The sequence below is a fragment of the Bradyrhizobium sp. AT1 genome, assembly GCF_001590795.1.
Classification (GTDB): Bacteria; Pseudomonadota; Alphaproteobacteria; order Rhizobiales; family Xanthobacteraceae; genus Bradyrhizobium.
On the sequence record NZ_JXDL01000001.1, the window covers coordinates 5,323,113 to 5,340,156 of the forward strand.

At 64.0% G+C, this 17,044-nt stretch carries 15 protein-coding genes; 8 read left to right on the forward strand and 7 right to left on the reverse strand.

Going from position 1 to position 17,044, the window contains the following annotated elements:
- Positions 1 to 163: 163 nt before the first annotated feature.
- Positions 164 to 1,399, reverse strand: coding sequence for an LLM class flavin-dependent oxidoreductase (locus SE92_RS24710; protein WP_063199164.1), 1,236 nt, complete (start codon positions 1,397 to 1,399; stop codon positions 164 to 166).
- A gap of 672 nt (positions 1,400 to 2,071) precedes the next feature.
- Here SE92_RS24710 and SE92_RS24715 point away from each other — a divergent pair.
- The gene (locus SE92_RS24715) at positions 2,072 to 3,238 is read left to right on the forward strand and encodes an extracellular catalytic domain type 1 short-chain-length polyhydroxyalkanoate depolymerase (protein ID WP_063203741.1); all 1,167 of its coding nucleotides are present in this window, start codon (positions 2,072 to 2,074) and stop codon (positions 3,236 to 3,238) included.
- Between the two features lie 66 nt (positions 3,239 to 3,304).
- On the opposite strand, the gene SE92_RS24720 is transcribed toward SE92_RS24715, so the two are convergent.
- On the reverse strand, positions 3,305 to 3,607 hold the full coding sequence (locus tag SE92_RS24720; protein WP_245324684.1) for a hypothetical protein: 303 nt from the start codon (positions 3,605 to 3,607) through the stop codon (positions 3,305 to 3,307).
- 139 nt (positions 3,608 to 3,746) lie between these two features.
- On the opposite strand from SE92_RS24720, the gene SE92_RS24725 reads away from it, so the two are divergent.
- Positions 3,747 to 4,115, forward strand: a complete 369-nt coding sequence (locus tag SE92_RS24725; RefSeq protein WP_063199169.1) for a winged helix-turn-helix transcriptional regulator — start codon at positions 3,747 to 3,749, stop codon at positions 4,113 to 4,115.
- Positions 4,116 to 4,118: 3 nt separating this feature from the next.
- On the opposite strand, the gene SE92_RS24730 is transcribed toward SE92_RS24725, so the two are convergent.
- Both SE92_RS24730 and SE92_RS24735 read right to left on the reverse strand, forming a co-directional pair.
- Entirely contained in the window at positions 4,119 to 4,799 is a 681-nt protein-coding gene (locus SE92_RS24730) for an MBL fold metallo-hydrolase (protein ID WP_063199172.1), read from the reverse strand.
- Between the two features lie 99 nt (positions 4,800 to 4,898).
- Positions 4,899 to 6,017, reverse strand: a complete 1,119-nt coding sequence (locus SE92_RS24735; RefSeq protein ID WP_063199174.1) for a vWA domain-containing protein — start codon at positions 6,015 to 6,017, stop codon at positions 4,899 to 4,901.
- A gap of 236 nt (positions 6,018 to 6,253) precedes the next feature.
- Between SE92_RS24735 and SE92_RS24740 the strand changes: the two genes are divergently transcribed.
- Positions 6,254 to 7,855, forward strand: coding sequence for an alpha-amylase family glycosyl hydrolase (locus tag SE92_RS24740; RefSeq protein ID WP_063199177.1), 1,602 nt, complete (start codon positions 6,254 to 6,256; stop codon positions 7,853 to 7,855).
- A 142-nt stretch (positions 7,856 to 7,997) separates the two neighbouring features.
- On the opposite strand, the gene SE92_RS24745 is transcribed toward SE92_RS24740, so the two are convergent.
- Positions 7,998 to 9,695 (reverse strand): alpha-amylase family protein, encoded by a 1,698-nt coding sequence (locus tag SE92_RS24745; RefSeq protein WP_063199179.1) that lies wholly within the window; start codon positions 9,693 to 9,695, stop codon positions 7,998 to 8,000.
- 282 nt (positions 9,696 to 9,977) lie between these two features.
- On the opposite strand from SE92_RS24745, the gene SE92_RS24750 reads away from it, so the two are divergent.
- Positions 9,978 to 10,466 carry an MmcB family DNA repair protein gene (locus SE92_RS24750; RefSeq protein WP_063199182.1) on the forward strand — a complete coding sequence of 163 codons (489 nt, stop codon included), beginning with the start codon at positions 9,978 to 9,980 and terminating at the stop codon, positions 10,464 to 10,466.
- Positions 10,467 to 10,633: 167 nt separating this feature from the next.
- Here the strand turns inward: SE92_RS24750 and SE92_RS24755 are convergent, their stop codons facing one another.
- Positions 10,634 to 11,188: an ActR/PrrA/RegA family redox response regulator transcription factor gene (locus SE92_RS24755; RefSeq protein WP_063199185.1), complete on the reverse strand. Its 555-nt coding sequence runs from the start codon at positions 11,186 to 11,188 to the stop codon at positions 10,634 to 10,636.
- A gap of 113 nt (positions 11,189 to 11,301) precedes the next feature.
- Positions 11,302 to 12,624 (reverse strand): ActS/PrrB/RegB family redox-sensitive histidine kinase, encoded by a 1,323-nt coding sequence (locus SE92_RS24760; protein WP_063203742.1) that lies wholly within the window; start codon positions 12,622 to 12,624, stop codon positions 11,302 to 11,304.
- A gap of 106 nt (positions 12,625 to 12,730) precedes the next feature.
- On the opposite strand from SE92_RS24760, the gene SE92_RS24765 reads away from it, so the two are divergent.
- The 4 genes from SE92_RS24765 (at position 12,731) to SE92_RS24780 (ending at position 16,956) form a co-directional block, all read left to right on the forward strand.
- Positions 12,731 to 13,522: an ABC transporter ATP-binding protein gene (locus SE92_RS24765; RefSeq protein ID WP_063199188.1), complete on the forward strand. Its 792-nt coding sequence runs from the start codon at positions 12,731 to 12,733 to the stop codon at positions 13,520 to 13,522.
- Between the two features lie 109 nt (positions 13,523 to 13,631).
- Positions 13,632 to 14,450 carry an ABC transporter permease gene (locus SE92_RS24770; RefSeq protein WP_063199191.1) on the forward strand — a complete coding sequence of 273 codons (819 nt, stop codon included), beginning with the start codon at positions 13,632 to 13,634 and terminating at the stop codon, positions 14,448 to 14,450.
- Between the two features lie 120 nt (positions 14,451 to 14,570).
- On the forward strand, positions 14,571 to 15,899 hold the full coding sequence (locus SE92_RS24775) for a polyhydroxyalkanoate depolymerase (protein WP_063203743.1): 1,329 nt from the start codon (positions 14,571 to 14,573) through the stop codon (positions 15,897 to 15,899).
- Between the two features lie 217 nt (positions 15,900 to 16,116).
- Positions 16,117 to 16,956, forward strand: a complete 840-nt coding sequence (locus tag SE92_RS24780) for a M48 family metallopeptidase (RefSeq protein WP_063199194.1) — start codon at positions 16,117 to 16,119, stop codon at positions 16,954 to 16,956.
- The last annotated feature ends 88 nt before the right edge of the window (positions 16,957 to 17,044 follow it).

Genomic DNA, 17,044 nt, shown 5'->3' on the forward strand with positions numbered 1-17,044 from the left:
GTCACACCCACAGCTGTCGTCCCGGCGAACGCCGGGACCCATGACCCCAGGGAGAAGTTGTGGTGCGAGGCTGGTAACTCCTGGTCTTCGTAAAACGACATTTTGTGGCCACGGGTCCCGGGTTCGCGCTGCGCGCGCCCCGGGACGACAAGTGGAGCGCGTCCTACCGCTTCGCCGCTTCCTTCTGCAGATCCGGCGCGTTGACGGCGGGGATGGCAACGCGGCCGGGGCCGGTCACCTTCAGCGCCTCGGCGGCCTTCTCGTTCTCCATGATCTTGGCCATCACCGCCTGTCCGGCGCGCTCGAAGATCGCGCGGTTCTCGATCACGAATTTTTGCGACCGGCGCAGGCCGTCGACGTAACCGTTGATCTCAGGCACGACGTAGCGCGCCACCAAGTCCCAGCTCCGGCGCGTATTTTCCGGATTGGCCCAGTCGTGCACGAAGCCGATGATGGCGCCGACGCCACCGGAGACCTGCATCACGTTCTTGATGGTTTTGACGAGATCGTCGGGCGTGCCGATGGTGGACGCGGCGCCCTCGACGAAGGCGGTCTTGTCGACGGCCTCATCCGGCGAGGAGAATGCGGTGAGGCCCGGTCGCTGCAGCGTGCCGACATTATATTCGTTGTGCCAGCGCATCAGCCCGGCGCCGGCTTCCCTGCGGGCCTGCTCGCGGGTCTCGGCGATGTGAAAGGTGAGCAGCACGCGCCAATCGGCACGGTTCACCGTGGTGCCGTGCTTTTTCGCGGCGTCCTCGGCGAATTGCCATTGCTGCTGCAGCGACATCAGCCCCTGCGTCGTCATCGAACCCAGCGAGATGATGCCGATGCCGTATTTTCCGGCGAGCGTCATGCCGGAGGGCGAGATCTGCGACGCCACCACGAACGGCATCTCCTCCTGCAGCGGCAGGATCTGCAGCGCGGCGTCGTTCATGGTGAACCAGTCGCTCTTGGCCGTGACGCGTTCGCCGTTGAAGAGCCGGCGGATCACGCCGATGGCTTCGTCCTGGCGATCGCGCTGCGTCATCGGATCGATGCCGAGCGTATGCGCGTCGGAGGCGAGCGCGCCGGGGCCGGAGCCGAAGATGGCGCGTCCGCCGGTCATGTGGTCGAGCTGCACCATGCGCTGGGCCACGTTGTAGGGATGATGATAGGGCAGCGACACCACGCCAGTGCCGAGCTTGATCCGCTTGGTGCGTTCGCCGGCGGCCGCCAGGAACATCTCGGGCGAGGCGATCATCTCCCAGCCCGAGGAATGATGCTCGCCGCACCAGAACTCGTCATAACCGAGCGCATCCAGCTGCTCGACCAGGTCGAGATCGCGCCGGAACTGCAGCATCGGATGCTCCCCGATCGGGTGATGCGGGGCAAGAAAGGCTCCGAACTTCAGGCGCGCCATGGCGTTCTCTCCGGCTATGATTTTCTGTTTCTTGAGACGGCAAGGCTACGTGCCGGAGGAGGCAAACGCAATCACGCGGTGTCCCGCAAGGCGGAATGCAGGCATGCGGAGAGCGAAGCGAGATGCTTCTCGCCTCTCCCTGCTTGTAACGCCGGGACGAGCTTTGCGCGCAATGACGTGTTGAGAGTGCCTCGCTCCCGTAGCGGCACGATTCGCGGAAACTCTCCCTCATCCGAAATTCCAACTGCGTTGGAGTCCGGCCTCGCTCCGCACGCGGCAGAGCTATTGCATTTGGATCGTCACGAGAGGTCGTCTTGCCCGGGTTTGTCGCAGGCTGCGTCGACCATGATCGTCTTCGGCGCAGATCGGAAATGCGGCCGGAGTGGCCGCAATCGGCGCGGTGTTGTTCGCCGTCGAAGCCTTGCAATCAGCGCGCGCAGGATCTCTCGTTCGCTTGCGCCGTTTGTGACATTAATGATGGCCAGCGCCGCATTCCCGGCGCGGATGCGCCGCGCCTCTGCACGAAGTTGAGGCATCTGTGGTTAACGCCTGCGGATTTCACGGGAAATCCCTCCGATTTCGTCGGATTGACAGCGCACGGTCTTTTTATTTTGCAATGCAGCAACTATCTGGTTTGGCTGGACGTTGAACGTCGCCCACCAGGAACTTGCCGTGTCGTTAGCCAGAAATGTCGATTTGTTGAGACGTCTGACCAAGCTGGACGGCTTGCGCTTTGCCGAGCTCGGTCGCAGCGCCGATGCGCCCAGCCCCTTGGAAGAGGTCACGGACTTCGGCGAAAATCCCGGCGCCTTGCGCATGTTCGCGTTCGTGCCGGCGCAGTTGCAGAAGCCGCGCGGGCTGGTCGTCGTGCTGCATGGCTGCGGGCAGACGGCCGCAGCTTACGATCTCGGTGCGGGCTGGTCGACGCTCGCGAAGCACTATGGCTTCGCGCTGTTGATGCCCGAGCAGCAGCGCGTCAACAACGGCAATACCTGCTTCAACTGGTTCAATCCGGAAGATACGGCGCGAGGCAGCGGCGAGGCGCATTCGATCCGCGAGATGATCGCGCACATGGCTAAGGCGCATCGCATCGATCCCAGGCGCATCTTCATCACCGGCCTGTCCGCCGGCGGCGGCATGACCTCGGTGATGCTTGCGACCTATCCGGAACTGTTTGCGGCCGGCGCGATCATTGCCGGGCTGCCCTATGGCATCGCCTCGAACCTGCGCGAAGCACTGGACGGCATGTTTCATTCTCCGGTCCGTCCCGGGCGCGAGCTCGGTGACCTCGTGCGCAACGCCTCCGATTATCGTGGCCCCTGGCCGAAAATCTCGGTGTGGCACGGCAGCGCCGACCGCACCGTCAATCCCGGCAATGCCAACGAGATCGTCAAGCAGTGGCTCGATCTGCACGATCTGCCGGAAGCGCCGATGGCGGAGACCAATGTCGACGGCCATCCGCGCCAGGCCTGGTGGAACAAGGACGGCGAGACGCTGGTCGAATGCTACGCCATCACCGACATGGCGCACGGCACGCCGCTTGGGATCGCCGACAACGATCAGCGCTATGGCGTCGAAGGCGCCTTCCTGATCGAGGCCGGTATCTCCTCGTCCTATCACATCGCAAAATTCTTCGGCCTCACCGACTGGATTGCAGACGCAGCCAAGCCGGAAGCCAAGCCCACAGCGCATCCGGCGCTGACGTCTGCGCCACATCTCGCCCGTTCGATCCGCGCAGCAGTCGCTGAAGAGTCCTCCGAGCCGAAGCAAGAGGCTCGCAGCTTCGATCTCGGCCAGATCATCACGCGCGCGCTGACCGCCGCGGGATTGATGAAGTAGCCTCGTTGTCGTCCCTGCCTGGCGCGCATTGCGCAGGGGGCGAAGGGACGACAACGGCGTTTGCAGCTACGCTGTCTGGCCGATCCACTCGATCGGCGTTGTCGTCACCTCGCCCCCGGAGATTTGCCGCGTCATCGCCGAATAGGCCTTGAAGAAGTCGCGCGATTGCAGCGTCTTCTGCGCATCTTCGTCGGCGACGCTGGCGAGATGGAAGTAGTGGCCGTCGTCGCGATTCTTCAGCACGCGATAGCCGACCCGCCCTTTCAGCTCCGGATCGCCGTCGATCGCCTTGATGAAGCGGGCGATCTCCTGGTGCCATGCCTCTGTTGCGCCGTGCTTGAATTCATATCGGATCATGAAGTGCTTCATGTGACGCTCCCTGTTCGTCATGTGCGTCATCATCTGCGGCTTGCGCGCGATCCTGCAAGTATGGACAAAATTGATAGTATGGACTTTTCCGACGCTGCTCCTATCCTCGTGCCGGCGGGATGCGCATGGAGGAGACGACATGACAAAGGCATTGCCGACGCGCAGCTGTCCGGTCGCAGCCTTTCAGAAGATGATCAGTGGCAAGTACAAGCTTCGCATCGTCTGGGACTTGAAGGACGGTCCGCGCCGCTACGGCGAGATCCGAAGCGGGCTGCTCCGCGGCAGCAGCGGCAGCGCGGAGATCACTCCGCGCGTGCTCAGCCGCGAGCTGAAGGCGCTGACGACGAGCGGCCTGATCGACCGCAAGGACTTCGGCGAGGTGCCGCCGAAGGTCGAGTATCGCCTGACGCGGAAGGGCAAGAGTTTCGTGCCCGTCGTCGCCGCCATTCGCGAATGGGGCGAGCGTCACCTCGGTGAGACGGTCGCGCCGGCGGATGCGGCGGAATAAATCTTACATCTCGCCGGTGATGAACGGATTGGTCATCCGCTCCTGGCCGATGCTCGAGCCGGCGCCGTGGCCGCAGATGAAGCCGACGTCGTCGCCGAGCGGCAGCAGTTTTGTCAGGATCGAATTGATCAGCGTCGCGTGACTGCCGCCGGGCAAATCGGTGCGGCCGACCGAGCCCGCGAACAGGACGTCGCCGACATGGGCAAACCGTAATTCCTTGTTGAAGAACACCACGCTGCCGGGCGAATGGCCGGGGCAGTGGAAGATCTCGAATGTGAGGTCGCCGATCGACACGGTGTCGCCCTCGGCGAGCCAACGGTCGGGCGCAAAATTGCGCACGCCGGTCATGCCGAAGCGTGCGCCGCTTTCGACCACGTTGTCGAGCAGGAACTTGTCCGCTTCATGCGGTCCCTCGATCGGCACTTTCAGCGCGTCGCGCAAATCGGCCGCGCCGCCGACATGGTCGATATGGCCGTGGGTCAGCCAGATCTTCTCGACGGTGACGCCGGTCTGCTTGATCGCGTCCAGGATCTTCGGCACGTCGCCGCCGGGATCGATCACCACCGCCTTCTTGGTGGGCTCGTCCCAGATGATGGTGCAGTTCTGCTCGAACAGCGTCACGGGGACGATGATCGCGCCCGCCTTGGATTGCGAGGAGTCTTGGGTGTCGTTTTGCTCGGTCATGGCGCCACAATGCCGATTTTTGCCATGCCGCCAAGCAAAAGATTCGGGCCAGGGAGCAGGAGAGGACCCGGGGAACGACCGTTCCCCGGGGCGCCGCCATCACCGCTTGATCTGCGCCTTCAACGTCTCCTGGACGACGCCGTCGAAAGACGAGGTCTTCTGCGATTTCGCGGCCCTCTCGGCGATGTACTTGTCGCGCTTGCCGACCAGCGCGGTGAGCTTCTCGTTCAGAACCTTGCGCTGCTCGATCTGCTTGGTCACCTCGGCCTCGCGCTGCTCGGGTTTCATGGCCCGGAGGTTCTCGGGCAGGTCGGCGTCCTTGACCGAGGCGACGCTGGTCGTGCCCTTGGCAGCGTCCGCGACGAGATCGCCGCCGCCGGTGACGGCTTCGGCGGTCGCCGCGGATCGCTTGTTGATGTAGCTCGCCATGTCGGTGGCGCTTGCCGGCGCGGTCGCCGCGACGCTGGCCGTCTGCCGCATCTTCATCTCGGTGTGCCGTTGCCGCTCGCGCGGGCCATAGGGGATCACCGTGCCGTTGAGCTGCTGCTGCAGGATGATGATGTCCTGGTCGTACGGCGTCTCGATCACCACGACCTGGCCGCCATCCTGCGGAATCGGGATGAAGCGGCCTTGGCCGGTCTGCGCGATGTCGCGCCACACCCGCTCGGTATCGCGGGCATCGCCGGCGAGCACGGCGTTGACGATGATGTCCTTCTGCCTAGCGACCGCAAGCGTCGTCGGATATTTGGTGTCCTGCGCGTAGTCCATGTGCGGTGGCGCATCGCCGACCAGGAAGACGATGTGCCTGGCGTCGCTGCCACCAGTCCATTGCAGCTTGTTGACGGCGACGTCGAGCGCCTCGTTGACGCTTTCCGGCCAGTCGCCGCCGCCGCGCGCCTTCAGCTCCAGCAGATTGGCGTAGAGATCCTGGATGTCGCGGGTCAGCTCGATCTTCGAGGTCACGTAGTCGTCGCCGATGTCGCGATAGGCGACGAGGCCCATGCGGATGTCGGCGTCCGGATTGGAATCGACGATCGTCGTGGCGATCGACCAGATCTTGCGCTTGGCGCCCTCGATCAGGCGCGCCATCGAGCCCGTGGTATCGAGCACGAAGGCGACCTCGACGGTGGGCCGCGCCAGGGCCGCGGACAATCCCGCCGACAGCGGCAGGGTCGCAAGAGCGAAGGCGAGCGAGCACAGTGTGATGCGTGACCTCATGGGGTCCTCCAGTGGTTTCGTCCCTCGGAACCGAGGTTCCACTGGCATCGCGGTGGGCTGAGGCCGGAACCGGGGCCGGATCAGCGCGAAATTGCGGCGAAACCCGCGCCATGCGGACCCTGACGACGCTCTCACCGCCGCTTCCGTCACATCGTCGTCCTAAAGCCCTGTTGGTCTGAACCCGCGGCGCGATCCTGCGTTGCCGTCCGCGCGAAGCGCACATTGGGGAAGCGACCTTGGCTCAAGGCGATGGCAATTGGTGGCGCGACGGCGTCTTCTATCAGATCTACCCGCGCTCGTTTCAGGATTCGAACGGCGACGGCGTCGGCGATCTCGCCGGCATTTTGCGGCGGCTGCCTTATGTGAAATCGCTGGGGGTCGATGCGATCTGGCTGTCGCCGATCTTCCCTTCGCCTATGGCCGATTTCGGCTACGACATCTCCGACTATACCGGGATCGAACCGCTGTTCGGCACGATGGACGATTTCGACGCGCTGATCGCGGCTGCGCACGACAACGGCCTGAAGCTGATCCTCGATCTCGTGCCGAACCATACCTCGGACCAGCATCCTTGGTTCGTCGAGAGCCGCGCCTCGCGCGACAATCCCAAGCGCGACTGGTACATCTGGCGCGATCCGGCGCGCGACGGCGGCGTGCCGAACAACTGGCTGTCCGAGTTCGGCGGCAGCGCCTGGCAGTTCGACGAGACCTCAGGTCAATATTACTACCACGCCTTCCTCGCCCAGCAGCCGGACCTGAACTGGCGCAATCCGGATGTCCGCAACGCTATCTACGACGTGATGCGGTTCTGGCTGGAGAAGGGCGTCGATGGTTTTCGTGTCGACGTCATCTGGCACCTGATCAAGGATGCCGAATTCCGCGACAATCCGCCGAACCCGCATTATGTCGAGGGCCGGCCGCCGAACGAGAAGATCCTGACGCAATATTCCACCGACCAGGAGGAGGTGCACGATGTCATCGCCGAGATGCGGCGCGTCACCGATGCTTATTACGCGCGCGTCCTGATCGGCGAGATCTATCTGCCGCTGCATCGGCTCATGGCCTATTACGGCAACGACCTCACCGGCGCGCAGATGCCGTTCAATTTCGCACTGCTCTCGACATTCTGGAGCGCGCGCTCGATCGAAAAGATCATCGAGGATTACGAGAAGGCGTTGCCGCGCGGCGCCTGGCCGAATTGGGTACTCGGCAATCACGACCGCCCGCGCGTGGCGAGCCGCGTGGGAGCCGAGCAGGCCCGCGTCGCGGCCATGCTGCTGCTGACGCTACGCGGCACGCCGACGCTCTATTACGGCGACGAGATCGGCATGCACCAGGTCGCCATCGCGCCCGAAGATGTCCGCGACCCCTTCGAGAAGAACGTGCCGGGCATCGGTGTCGGCCGCGACGGCTGCCGCACGCCGATGCAGTGGGATGCGACAGACTTCGCCGGCTTCTCCACGGCGCGGCCCTGGCTGCCGCTGCCGGAGCATTATGTGCGCGACAATGTCGCCAGTCTCGAAGCCGATCCGCACTCGATCCTCAACCTCTACAAGCGCCTGATCGGCTTGCGGCAGAGCTGTCCGCCGCTGGTTAAGGGCGATTATTATCCGATCGCGGCGCAAGGCGATCTGCTGATCTATCGGCGGCAGGCCGAAGGCAAGGCGGTGATCGTCGCACTCAATCTCGGTGCGGATCCGGTCGCAGTGACGACGAGTGCGATCAGGTTCGGCAGCAGCATCCTGCTGTCGACATTCCTGGATCGTGAGGGCGAGAAGATCGAAGGCGTGCTCGATCTGCGTGGCAATGAGGGAGTGGTGGTGGCGCCACCCGCCTGACTGTCGTCCCCGCGTACGCGGGGACCCATACCGCGTGATCTCTCGATTGCAGCCGGCAGGAGTACCGAAGGACGAGTCGTCGCCCAACTCTGCCCTGTGGTTATGGGTCCCCGCGTTCGCGGGGACGACAGCGGAGACGTATCTACCCCGGGTGCCTATTCCCCTTCGTATCGCCGTCGATATCACTCCGCTTCAGCAGGTAATCCAGCCCGCCGACGCGGTACCAGCGATACCCGTACGGCTCCAGCACGACGCGGTGCTGGCCGCGCTTGTCGGCGTGGCTGTGGTCTTCCGCGAGCAGATTGATCAAATGCGCGCCGGCCTCCCCGGACAGCCCCACGGAGAATGCGATCTCGCGCGGCTTCTCGTCGAGATTGTGCACGAACAGCACCGAATTGTTGCGCCAGTCGTAGCGCATGATGAACACGGCGGGATCGCGCGTCGCAATGATCGCGAAATCGCCCCAGCCGACCTCCGGCACTTCCTTCCGCATGCGGACGATACGCTCGGTCCAGTTCAGCATCGAGTTCGGGTCGCGCCGCTGCTTTGCGACGTTGAGGTGCGGATAGCCGTACGGGCCCTCGTCGATCACGGGGCAGGCCGGCTTGTCGCTCTTGGTGAAGCCGCCATGCGGCTCGGTCGACCATTGCATCGGCGTGCGCGCGCAATTGCGTTCGGGTAGCGAGAGATCGTCGCCCATCGCGATCTCGTCGCCGTACCGGATCACGGGCGTTCCCGGCAGCGTGCACATCAGGCTGTAGGCGAGCTCGAGCCGCCTGCGGTCGCCGCCCAGCATCGGCGCGAGGCGGCGGCGAATGCCGCGGTCGTAGAGCTGCATGTCCTTATCGGGACCGAACGATTTGAACACGGTGTCGCGCTGTGCCTTGGTCAGCCGTCCCAGATCGAGCTCGTCGTGATTGCGCAGGAACAGGCCCCATTGCGCCGAGGCCGGCCGCGGCTTGGTCGCCTTCAGCGCCTTCGCCAGCGGGCGCGAATCGGCGGAGGCCAGCGCGTAGAACAGATGCTGGTTGACGTGGAAATTGAACATCATGTGCATGCGGTCGGCGTCGCGGCCGAAATATTCCATGTCGGTTTCCGGCAGCACATTGGCCTCCGCGAGGATGATGGCGTCGCCCTTTCGCCATTGCAGGAATTCGCGGAACGCGCGCAGCATGTCGTATTGCTCGACCGGCTTCTTCACCTTGGCGCCCTTGGTCGCGATCACGAAGGGCACCGCATCCATGCGGAAGCCGGAGACGCCGAGCTGGATCCAGAACCCCATGATCTTGAGGATTTCCGCCTGCACATGCGGGTTCGACGTGTTGAGATCGGGCTGGAAATCGTAGAAGCGATGGAAGTAGTAGGCGCCTGCTTCCTTGTCCCGCGTCCAGGTCGATTTCTGCACGCCTGGAAACACCATGCCCTTGTTGGCATTGGCGGGCTTTTTATCGGACCACACATACCAGTCGCGATACGGCGAGCTCCTGTCGCGCCGCGCCTCCTTGAACCATTGATGCTGGTCCGAGGTGTGATTGACGACGAGGTCGATGATGATGCGGATGCCGCGCTGCTTGCAGCCATGGGCGAACTCGACGAAATCGCCGAGCGTGCCGTAGCGGGGATCGACGCTGTAATAGTCGGCGATGTCATAGCCGTCGTCGCGGCCGGGCGAGGTCTGAAACGGCATCAGCCAGATCGTGGTGATGCCGAGGCCGTGCAGATAATCGAGCCGGCGCAGCAGGCCCTTGAAATCGCCGATGCCGTCGCCGTTGGCGTCCATATAGGTGCCGACGGACAGGCAATAGATCACGCCGTTCTTGTACCAGAGATCGTCGATCATGCGCGCGCAGCCTCAAGGGTTCCGCCCGGGTGCGGCGGCTGCGTGATAAGTGCGAGGGGGAGGGGAGGTTCCGCATTCCCGCTGTCGTCCCCGCGAACGCGGGGACCCATACCGCGTGATCTATCGGTCGTGGCTGGTAGGAGTAGCGTTCGACGAGACGTCGCCCAACTCTGTCCTGTGGTTATGGGTCCCCGCGAACGCGGGGACGACCCCGAGAGTGTGGCAACAGCGCGCTTCCATCGAACAGTGTCCGCCCCTGACGGAATCGGCTATCCTCTCCCCATGGACAACACCGCCCGCATCACCCTGGTCCCGCCGCCCGACCGTCGCCAATCCGAGACGGCGCTGGCCATCGCGCGCGGCACCGCGCGGCTGCTGCGTTCGCTCGGCTTTACCTGCATCAGCGAATTGCCGCTGCCGTCGGGCCGGCGCGCCGATCTCGTGGCGCTGAACGAGCGTGGCGAGATCTGGATCGTCGAGATCAAATCGTCGGTGGAGGATCTGCGCGCCGATCAGAAATGGCACGAATACCGCGCCCATTGCGACCGGCTGTTCTTCGCCTTCACGCAGGACCTGCCGTGCGAGATCTTTCCTGATGAGACCGGCCTGATCGTCGCGGATGCCTATGGCGCGCACATGCAGTGTGAGGCGCCCGAGCACAAGCTCGCCGCAGCCACGCGCAAGCAGATGACGGTGCGGTTCGCGATGGCGGCAGCGCTCAGGATCAACCGCCTGGTCGACCCGCAGGGACATGCTGATTTTTGGGAGTAGGAGGGTCTCGTGTCCCGGACGCGCTGCAGCGCGTAGCGTTGCTGCGCAGAGCCGGGACCCAGAAGGCTTGGAGTATGCAGAGACGGAGTATGCAAAGACATGGGCCCCGGCTCTGCAGCGCATCACTACGTGCTGCGCAGCGTCCGGGGCACGAAAGCGCGGTGAAATTACCGCGGCGCGCGCTTGGCGAGGATCCGCTGCAGCGTGCGGCGGTGCATGTTCAGCCGGCGCGCCGTCTCCGAGACGTTGCGGTTGCACATCTCGTAGATGCGCTGAATGTGCTCCCAGCGCACGCGGTCGGCCGACATCGGGTTGGCTGGCAGCTCGGATTTCTCCGAGCTGGTCGACAGCAGCGCCGCGACGACGTCGTCGGCATCCGCGGGCTTGGAGAGATAATCGATCGCGCCCATCTTCACCGCGGTGACGGCGGTGGCGATGTTGCCATAGCCGGTCAGCACGATCGCGCGCGCGTCCGGGCGCTTCTTCTTCAGCGCCGAGACCACGTCGAGGCCGTTGCCGTCGCCGAGCCGCAGATCCACCACGGCGAAGGCCGGCGCCGATTTTCCGATCTGCGCAAGACCGTCCGAGACGGTATCGCACGACGTCACCGCAAAGCCGCGCGTTTCCATGGCGCGTGACAGGCGCTCCAGGAACGGCTTGTCGTCTTCCACGATGAGAAGCGAGCGGTCGGTCTGTTCGTTCAGTTCGGCGATGGCGTTCAAGGTTTTGTCCTCTCTCCAACGCGTCTACATATGGCCTCGCAATCGGGCGGTGCCAAGGCCGCCGATAGTCGATCAGCCCCGCTGTGCGACGCAAGGTCGCGGTCGAAAGCGCTCTATCCTATTGTTTCTTCGAGGCTCTCGATAGCCTCAAAACGCTGTCGCGGCCATGTGATCTGAACCACGGCGCCGTGTTCCGGAAAGGTCCGGTTGGTAAACGACACCTTGGCGCCAGTGCGCTCCAGCAAGGTGCGCGCGATGAACACGCCCAATCCGAGGCCGCGCCGTTCACCGCTGCCATCATCCTGGCTGCGCCGCCGCGACAGATAGGGCTCGCCGATCCGATTCAGGATATCCGGCGGAATGCCGGGGCCGTCGTCGGAGATCAGAAGCTCGATCGTGTCCTTGTTCCACCACGCGTTCACCTCGACGGTGGTACGGGCGAAATCGACGGCGTTCTCGACGATGTTGCCGACGCCGTAGAGGATCGCCGGATTGCGCGAGCCGACCGGCTCGGACACGGCGGCAACCGCGATCCGCACCTTGATGTCGACGCCGAAATCGCGGTGCGGGGCCACCACCTCCTCGATCAGCTCCGACAGCTTCATGCGGTCGAACGGCGCGCCGGTGGAAGAGAGCTGGGTGATCTTGCTCAGGATATCGCGGCAGCGCTGGGTCTGCTCGCGCAGTGTCTTCAGGTCGGCGGCAAAACTGGCGTCCTTCACCGTCTTTTCCAGCTCGCGCGAGATCAGGAAGATCGTGGCGAGCGGCGTGCCGAGCTCGTGTGCGGCGGCAGCTGCGAGGCCGTCGAGCTGGGTGAGATGCTGTTCGCGCGTCAGCACCAGCTCGGTCGCGGCCAAGGCGTCCGCAAGCTTGCGCGCCTCTTCCGTCACCTGGAACGAGTAGAGGCTGGTGACGCCGATCGCGAGCACGATCGAGAGCCAGACGCCGACCAGATAGATCGGCGGCAGCACCAGTGGATCGTCGGAATCCCAGGGCAGCGGCAGATGGAAGAAGAACAGCACCGAGGCGCAGGCTACGGCGAGTAGGCCGAGGCCGAACGTGAGGCGCGCCGGCAGCGCCGTGGCCGAGATCAGCACCGGCGCCAGGAACAGGAACGAGAACGGGTTCTGCAGTCCGCCGGTGAAGAACAACAGTCCAGCCAGTTCCACGATGTTCGCCGCGAGCAGTCCGGCGGCCTGGATCGGCTCCAGCCGGTGCATCGGATTGGCCGCGGTCTGGAGTGCCAGATTGAGCGCCGCCGACAGGGCGATGATGCTGACGCAGGGGACGATCTCGACGTTGAACTCCAACCCCTGCGCCACGATGAAGATCGCGGCGAGCTGGCCCAGCACCGCGAGCCAGCGCAGCCGCAGGATCGTGTCCAGGCGGATATGCCGCTGCGCGTGGCGGAAGTTGGAGGCGGCAATTTCGGTCATGTCGGCCAATGTGGCGGTGCCTTCCAAGGTCACAAACGTCGGGCTCGCGGAACCACCGGATTACAAGCCTTGCGCTCCCTGCCGCAATAGCAGAAGAACGGTCAGCATGACCGAGAATGACAAGGCTTCAAGTCGGCCGACTGTCGCGGAGCGCAGCCCGTCCGCGGCGATCACGGTCGATCATCTCGTCAAGCTCTACAAGCAGACCCGCGCCGTCGACGATATCTCCTTTTCGCTGCCGCGCGGCAGCATCACCGGGCTTCTGGGCGGCAACGGCGCCGGCAAGACCACGACCATCGCGATGATCATGGGCCTGGTGCTGCCGACCTCCGGCCGCGTGCAGGTGCTGGGGCATCGGATGCCCGAGGAGAGCGCTTCCGTGCTGGGGCGGATGAACTTCGAGAGCCCCTATGTCGACATGCCGATGCGGCTCACGGTGCGGCAGAACCTCACCGTCTTCGGCAAGCTCTATGCGGTGAAGAACCTCGCCGGCCGCATCAAGGAGCTCGCCGACGATCTCGACCTCACCGATTTCATCGACCGCGCCAACGGAAAGCTGTCCGCCGGGCAGAAGACCCGCGTCGCACTGGCCAAAGCGCTGATCAACCAGCCCGAGCTCTTGCTGCTGGACGAGCCGACCGCTTCGCTCGACCCCGACACCGCCGACTGGGTGCGGGCGCATCTGGAGCGCTATCGCAAGCAGAACGACGCCACCATCCTGCTGGCCTCGCACAACATGCTCGAGGTCGAGCGGCTCTGCGACCGCGTCATCATCATGAAGCGCGGCCGCATCGAGGACGACGACACGCCGGAGGCGATCATGGCCCGCTACAACCGCACCACGCTGGAGGAGGTGTTCTTGGACGTCGCGCGCGGCCGGAAGGAGGCGGTGCGATGAGCAGACGCAGCCGTAGCCCGGATGGAGCGCAGCGTAATCCGGGACGCCTGGCGCTTGTGGCACGATTCCCGGATTGCGCTTCGCTCCATCCGGGCTACGGATCGCTCCTATGACCGACATCTCCCTCCACCGCGGCATCTCCGTCCACCGCATCGGCGCGATGATCCTGCGCTACTGGTATCTGCTGCTGTCGTCCTGGCCGCGGCTGCTCGAGCTGTTGTACTGGCCGGCGCTGCAAGTCATTACCTGGGGCTTCCTGCAGGTCTACATCGGGCAGAACGCCAATTTCTTCGCGCGCGCCGGCGGCACGCTGATCGGCGCCGTGATCCTTTGGGACATCCTGTTCCGAGGCCAGCTCGGCTTCTCCATCTCGTTCCTGGAGGAGATGTGGGCGCGCAACATCGGCAATCTCATGATGAGCCCGCTGAAGCCGATCGAGTTCCTGCTGTCATTGATGGTCATGAGCCTGATCCGGCTCGCGATCGGAATCATCCCGATGACGCTGCTGGCGCTGTTCCTGTTTCACTTCAATGTCTACGCGCTCGGCCTGCCGTTGATCGCGTTCTTCTGCAATCTGATCTTCACCAGCTGGTCGGTCGGAATCTTCGTCTCGGGCCTCGTACTGCGAAACGGCCTCGGCGCCGAGAGCATCGTCTGGACCTTGATGTTCGCGATCCTGCCGCTCGCCTGCGTCTACTATCCCGTCAGCGTGCTGCCGGCCTGGCTGCAAACCATCGCCTGGGCGCTGCCGCCGACTTACGTGTTCGAAGGGATGCGCGCGCTGCTGATTGAGCGAACCTTCCGGATCGATCTGATGCTGGATGCGTTGGCCATCAATGCGGTGCTGCTGGGAGCTTCTTTTTGGGCATTCCTTGCCCTTTTGCGCAGCGCCAAGAAAAATGGCTCATTGCTGTCGGGCGGCGAATAACGTCACTTTCTCGTGGATTCAGCCTGGTTTGGCCGTTCTGCTTACGTAGATGTACGGAACCATGCATTGACGCAATATTACGCATTCGGCAGTATGCTGCGATGCGAAGAGGATTTTAACATGCCGATTGGTGAGTTTGGCGGCGCGCCGCCCCTGGCGGCCGAAGGCAGTCCGGTTCTGACGACGCCGATGTACTGGATGTACGAGATGGCGCACGCCTCTCTCAATCCGGCACGTGCGGTCACTGACGCCACCAAGCTGCTGTTTCAGAACCCGCTCAATCCCTGGGCGCGTACCGAAGTCGGCAAGTCGGTGGCCGCGGCCTGCGAATTGTTCGAGCGCACCACGCGCCGTTACGGCAAGCCCGAATGGGGTCTCGACGACACCGAGGTCAACGGCATCCGCGTCCCCGTCGAGGTTCGCTCGGTCTGGGAAAAGCCGTTCTGCCGGCTGCTCTATTTCGATCGCAAATTCACTCGTCCGCTGCGCAGCCCACAGCCGCGCGTGCTGATCGTGGCCCCGATGTCCGGTCATTATGCGACGCTGCTCCGCGGCACGGTCGAGGCCTTCCTGCCCGCCCATGAGGTCTACATCACCGACTGGGCCGATGCCCGCATGGTGCCGCTCAGCGAAGGCCGTTTCGATCTCGACGACTATATCGACTACGTCATCGAGATGCTGCACGTCCTCGGTGGCAACACGCATGTGCTCGCGGTGTGTCAGCCCTCCGTGCCCGTCGTCGCGGCCGTCTCGATCATGGAAGCGCGGCGCGATCCGTTCGTGCCGACCTCGATGACATTGATGGGCGGCCCGATCGACACCCGCCGCAATCCGACTGCGGTGAACAACCTCGCCCAGGAGCGCGGCATCGACTGGTTCCGCAACCACGTCATTACCAAGGTGCCGTTCCCGCATCCGGGCATGATGCGCGACGTCTATCCGGGATTCCTGCAGCTCAACGGCTTCATCAGCATGAATCTCGATAGGCACATGGACGCCCACAAGCAGCTCTTCGCCCATCTGGTGAAGGGCGACGGCGACCTCGTCGACAAGCATCGCGAATTCTATGACGAATATCTCGCGGTGATGGACCTCTCCGCCGAGTATTACCTGCAGACCGTCGACACCGTGTTCGTGAAGCACTCGCTGCCGAAGGGCGAGATGACCCATCGCGGAACACGCGTCGATCCCTCCAAGGTCACGCGCGTGGCGTTGATGACGGTCGAAGGCGAGAACGACGACATCTCCGGTCTCGGCCAGACCGGAGCAACGCACGCATTGTGCAGCTCGATCCCCGATCATCGCCGCATTCATTACGTCCAGAAGGGCGTCGGACATTACGGCGTGTTCAACGGCTCGCGCTTCAGGTCGGAAATCGTGCCGCGTATCCATGACTTCATGGTTTCGGCGGCGAATCCGAGCTCATTGCAGGCGCGCGCGGCCGAATAATCTGCTTTTTCGGCTTTCCCGTCGAAAATCCAGGCCCCGACGGAGGTTCCGGACGGGCCGGGTTCCCGCGAGATTCGAGGTATCCGGGTAGCTTTAAAGGAGTGAGTCCACCCTCAACCCTTGGGGGTGCCGCATGCGTCCAGCGGGGGCGAAAAAAGCCGGTTCCAACCCCAGTCTGTAGGGTCTCCCGGACGCCAGACCGCTGTATATTGGGCAAATGATTTGTTTTTGCGCCGAGCGCTTTCCCTGGCGGCGGTTATGGCAGAATCCGGGCGCCCTCCTGCCCCCCGGACTGACAGACATGGCCACCCGCGCACTCCTTTATCGTCGGCCCCACGAACCGAAGACCGTCCTGATCACCCACGGATCGCAATATTTTGCCATCCGATTGCGCCGGCACCGCCGCGCGCGCCGTTACACGCTCAGAATTCATCCGAGCGATCGCGAAGCCATCCTCACCATGCCGCCGCGCGGCACGCTGGCTGAAGCCAAAGATTTCGCGCAGCGTCACGGTGCGTGGATCGCCGCGCGTCTTGGTCGCTTGCCGAAGGCCGCGCCGTTCCAGCCGGGCACGGTGATACCGCTGCGCGGCACGCCGCATCGCATCGTTCATCGCGCCAGCACGCGCGGCACGGTGTGGACCGAGGTGCGCGACAGCGGTGAACGCATCCTCTGCGTCGCAGGCGGGCTCGAGCATGTCGATCGCCGCGTCAGCGACTTCCTCAAGCGCGAGGCGCGCAAGGATCTCCAGCGTTCGTCGGAGGCCTACGCTGCCGAGCTCGGTGTCCGGGTCAAGCGCCTCTCGATCCGCGACCAGTCCAGCCGCTGGGGTTCCTGCACCTCGGCCGGCTCGCTGTCGTTCTCCTGGCGCCTGATCCTCGCGCCGCCCTTCGTGCTCGACTACCTCGCCGCGCACGAAGTCGCCCATCTCGTCGAGATGAACCACTCGGCGCGGTTCTGGCGCGTCTGCGGCAAGGTCTGTCCGTCGATGGAACGCGCCAAGAAGTGGCTCGACACCTACGGCAACGATCTGCACCGTTATGGGGTCGAGGATTAGGGCGGGCTGTCGCCCCACACTCACTGTCGTCGTCCGGCCAGTGCGCAATTGCGCACGAGGGCCGGACGACCCAGTATTCCAGAGACGG

What these genes read in the sequence shown, in the direction of transcription:
- SE92_RS24730 (WP_063199172.1), bottom strand. Translation starts at nt 4,799, where the DNA reads ATGACCGAGCAAAACGACACCCAAGACTCCTCGCAATCCAAGGCGGGC.
- SE92_RS24765 (WP_063199188.1), top strand. Translation starts at nt 12,731, where the DNA reads ATGACCGAGAATGACAAGGCTTCAAGTCGGCCGACTGTCGCGGAGCGC.
- SE92_RS24780 (WP_063199194.1), top strand. Translation starts at nt 16,117, where the DNA reads ATGATTTGTTTTTGCGCCGAGCGCTTTCCCTGGCGGCGGTTATGGCAG.
- SE92_RS24775 (WP_063203743.1), top strand. Translation starts at nt 14,571, where the DNA reads ATGCCGATTGGTGAGTTTGGCGGCGCGCCGCCCCTGGCGGCCGAAGGC.
- SE92_RS24745 (WP_063199179.1), bottom strand. Translation starts at nt 9,695, where the DNA reads ATGATCGACGATCTCTGGTACAAGAACGGCGTGATCTATTGCCTGTCC.
- SE92_RS24770 (WP_063199191.1), top strand. Translation starts at nt 13,632, where the DNA reads ATGACCGACATCTCCCTCCACCGCGGCATCTCCGTCCACCGCATCGGC.
- SE92_RS24725 (WP_063199169.1), top strand. Translation starts at nt 3,747, where the DNA reads ATGACAAAGGCATTGCCGACGCGCAGCTGTCCGGTCGCAGCCTTTCAG.
- SE92_RS24720 (WP_245324684.1), bottom strand. Translation starts at nt 3,607, where the DNA reads ATGAAGCACTTCATGATCCGATATGAATTCAAGCACGGCGCAACAGAG.
- SE92_RS24710 (WP_063199164.1), bottom strand. Translation starts at nt 1,399, where the DNA reads ATGGCGCGCCTGAAGTTCGGAGCCTTTCTTGCCCCGCATCACCCGATC.
- SE92_RS24750 (WP_063199182.1), top strand. Translation starts at nt 9,978, where the DNA reads ATGGACAACACCGCCCGCATCACCCTGGTCCCGCCGCCCGACCGTCGC.
- SE92_RS24735 (WP_063199174.1), bottom strand. Translation starts at nt 6,017, where the DNA reads ATGAGGTCACGCATCACACTGTGCTCGCTCGCCTTCGCTCTTGCGACC.
- SE92_RS24760 (WP_063203742.1), bottom strand. Translation starts at nt 12,624, where the DNA reads ATGACCGAAATTGCCGCCTCCAACTTCCGCCACGCGCAGCGGCATATC.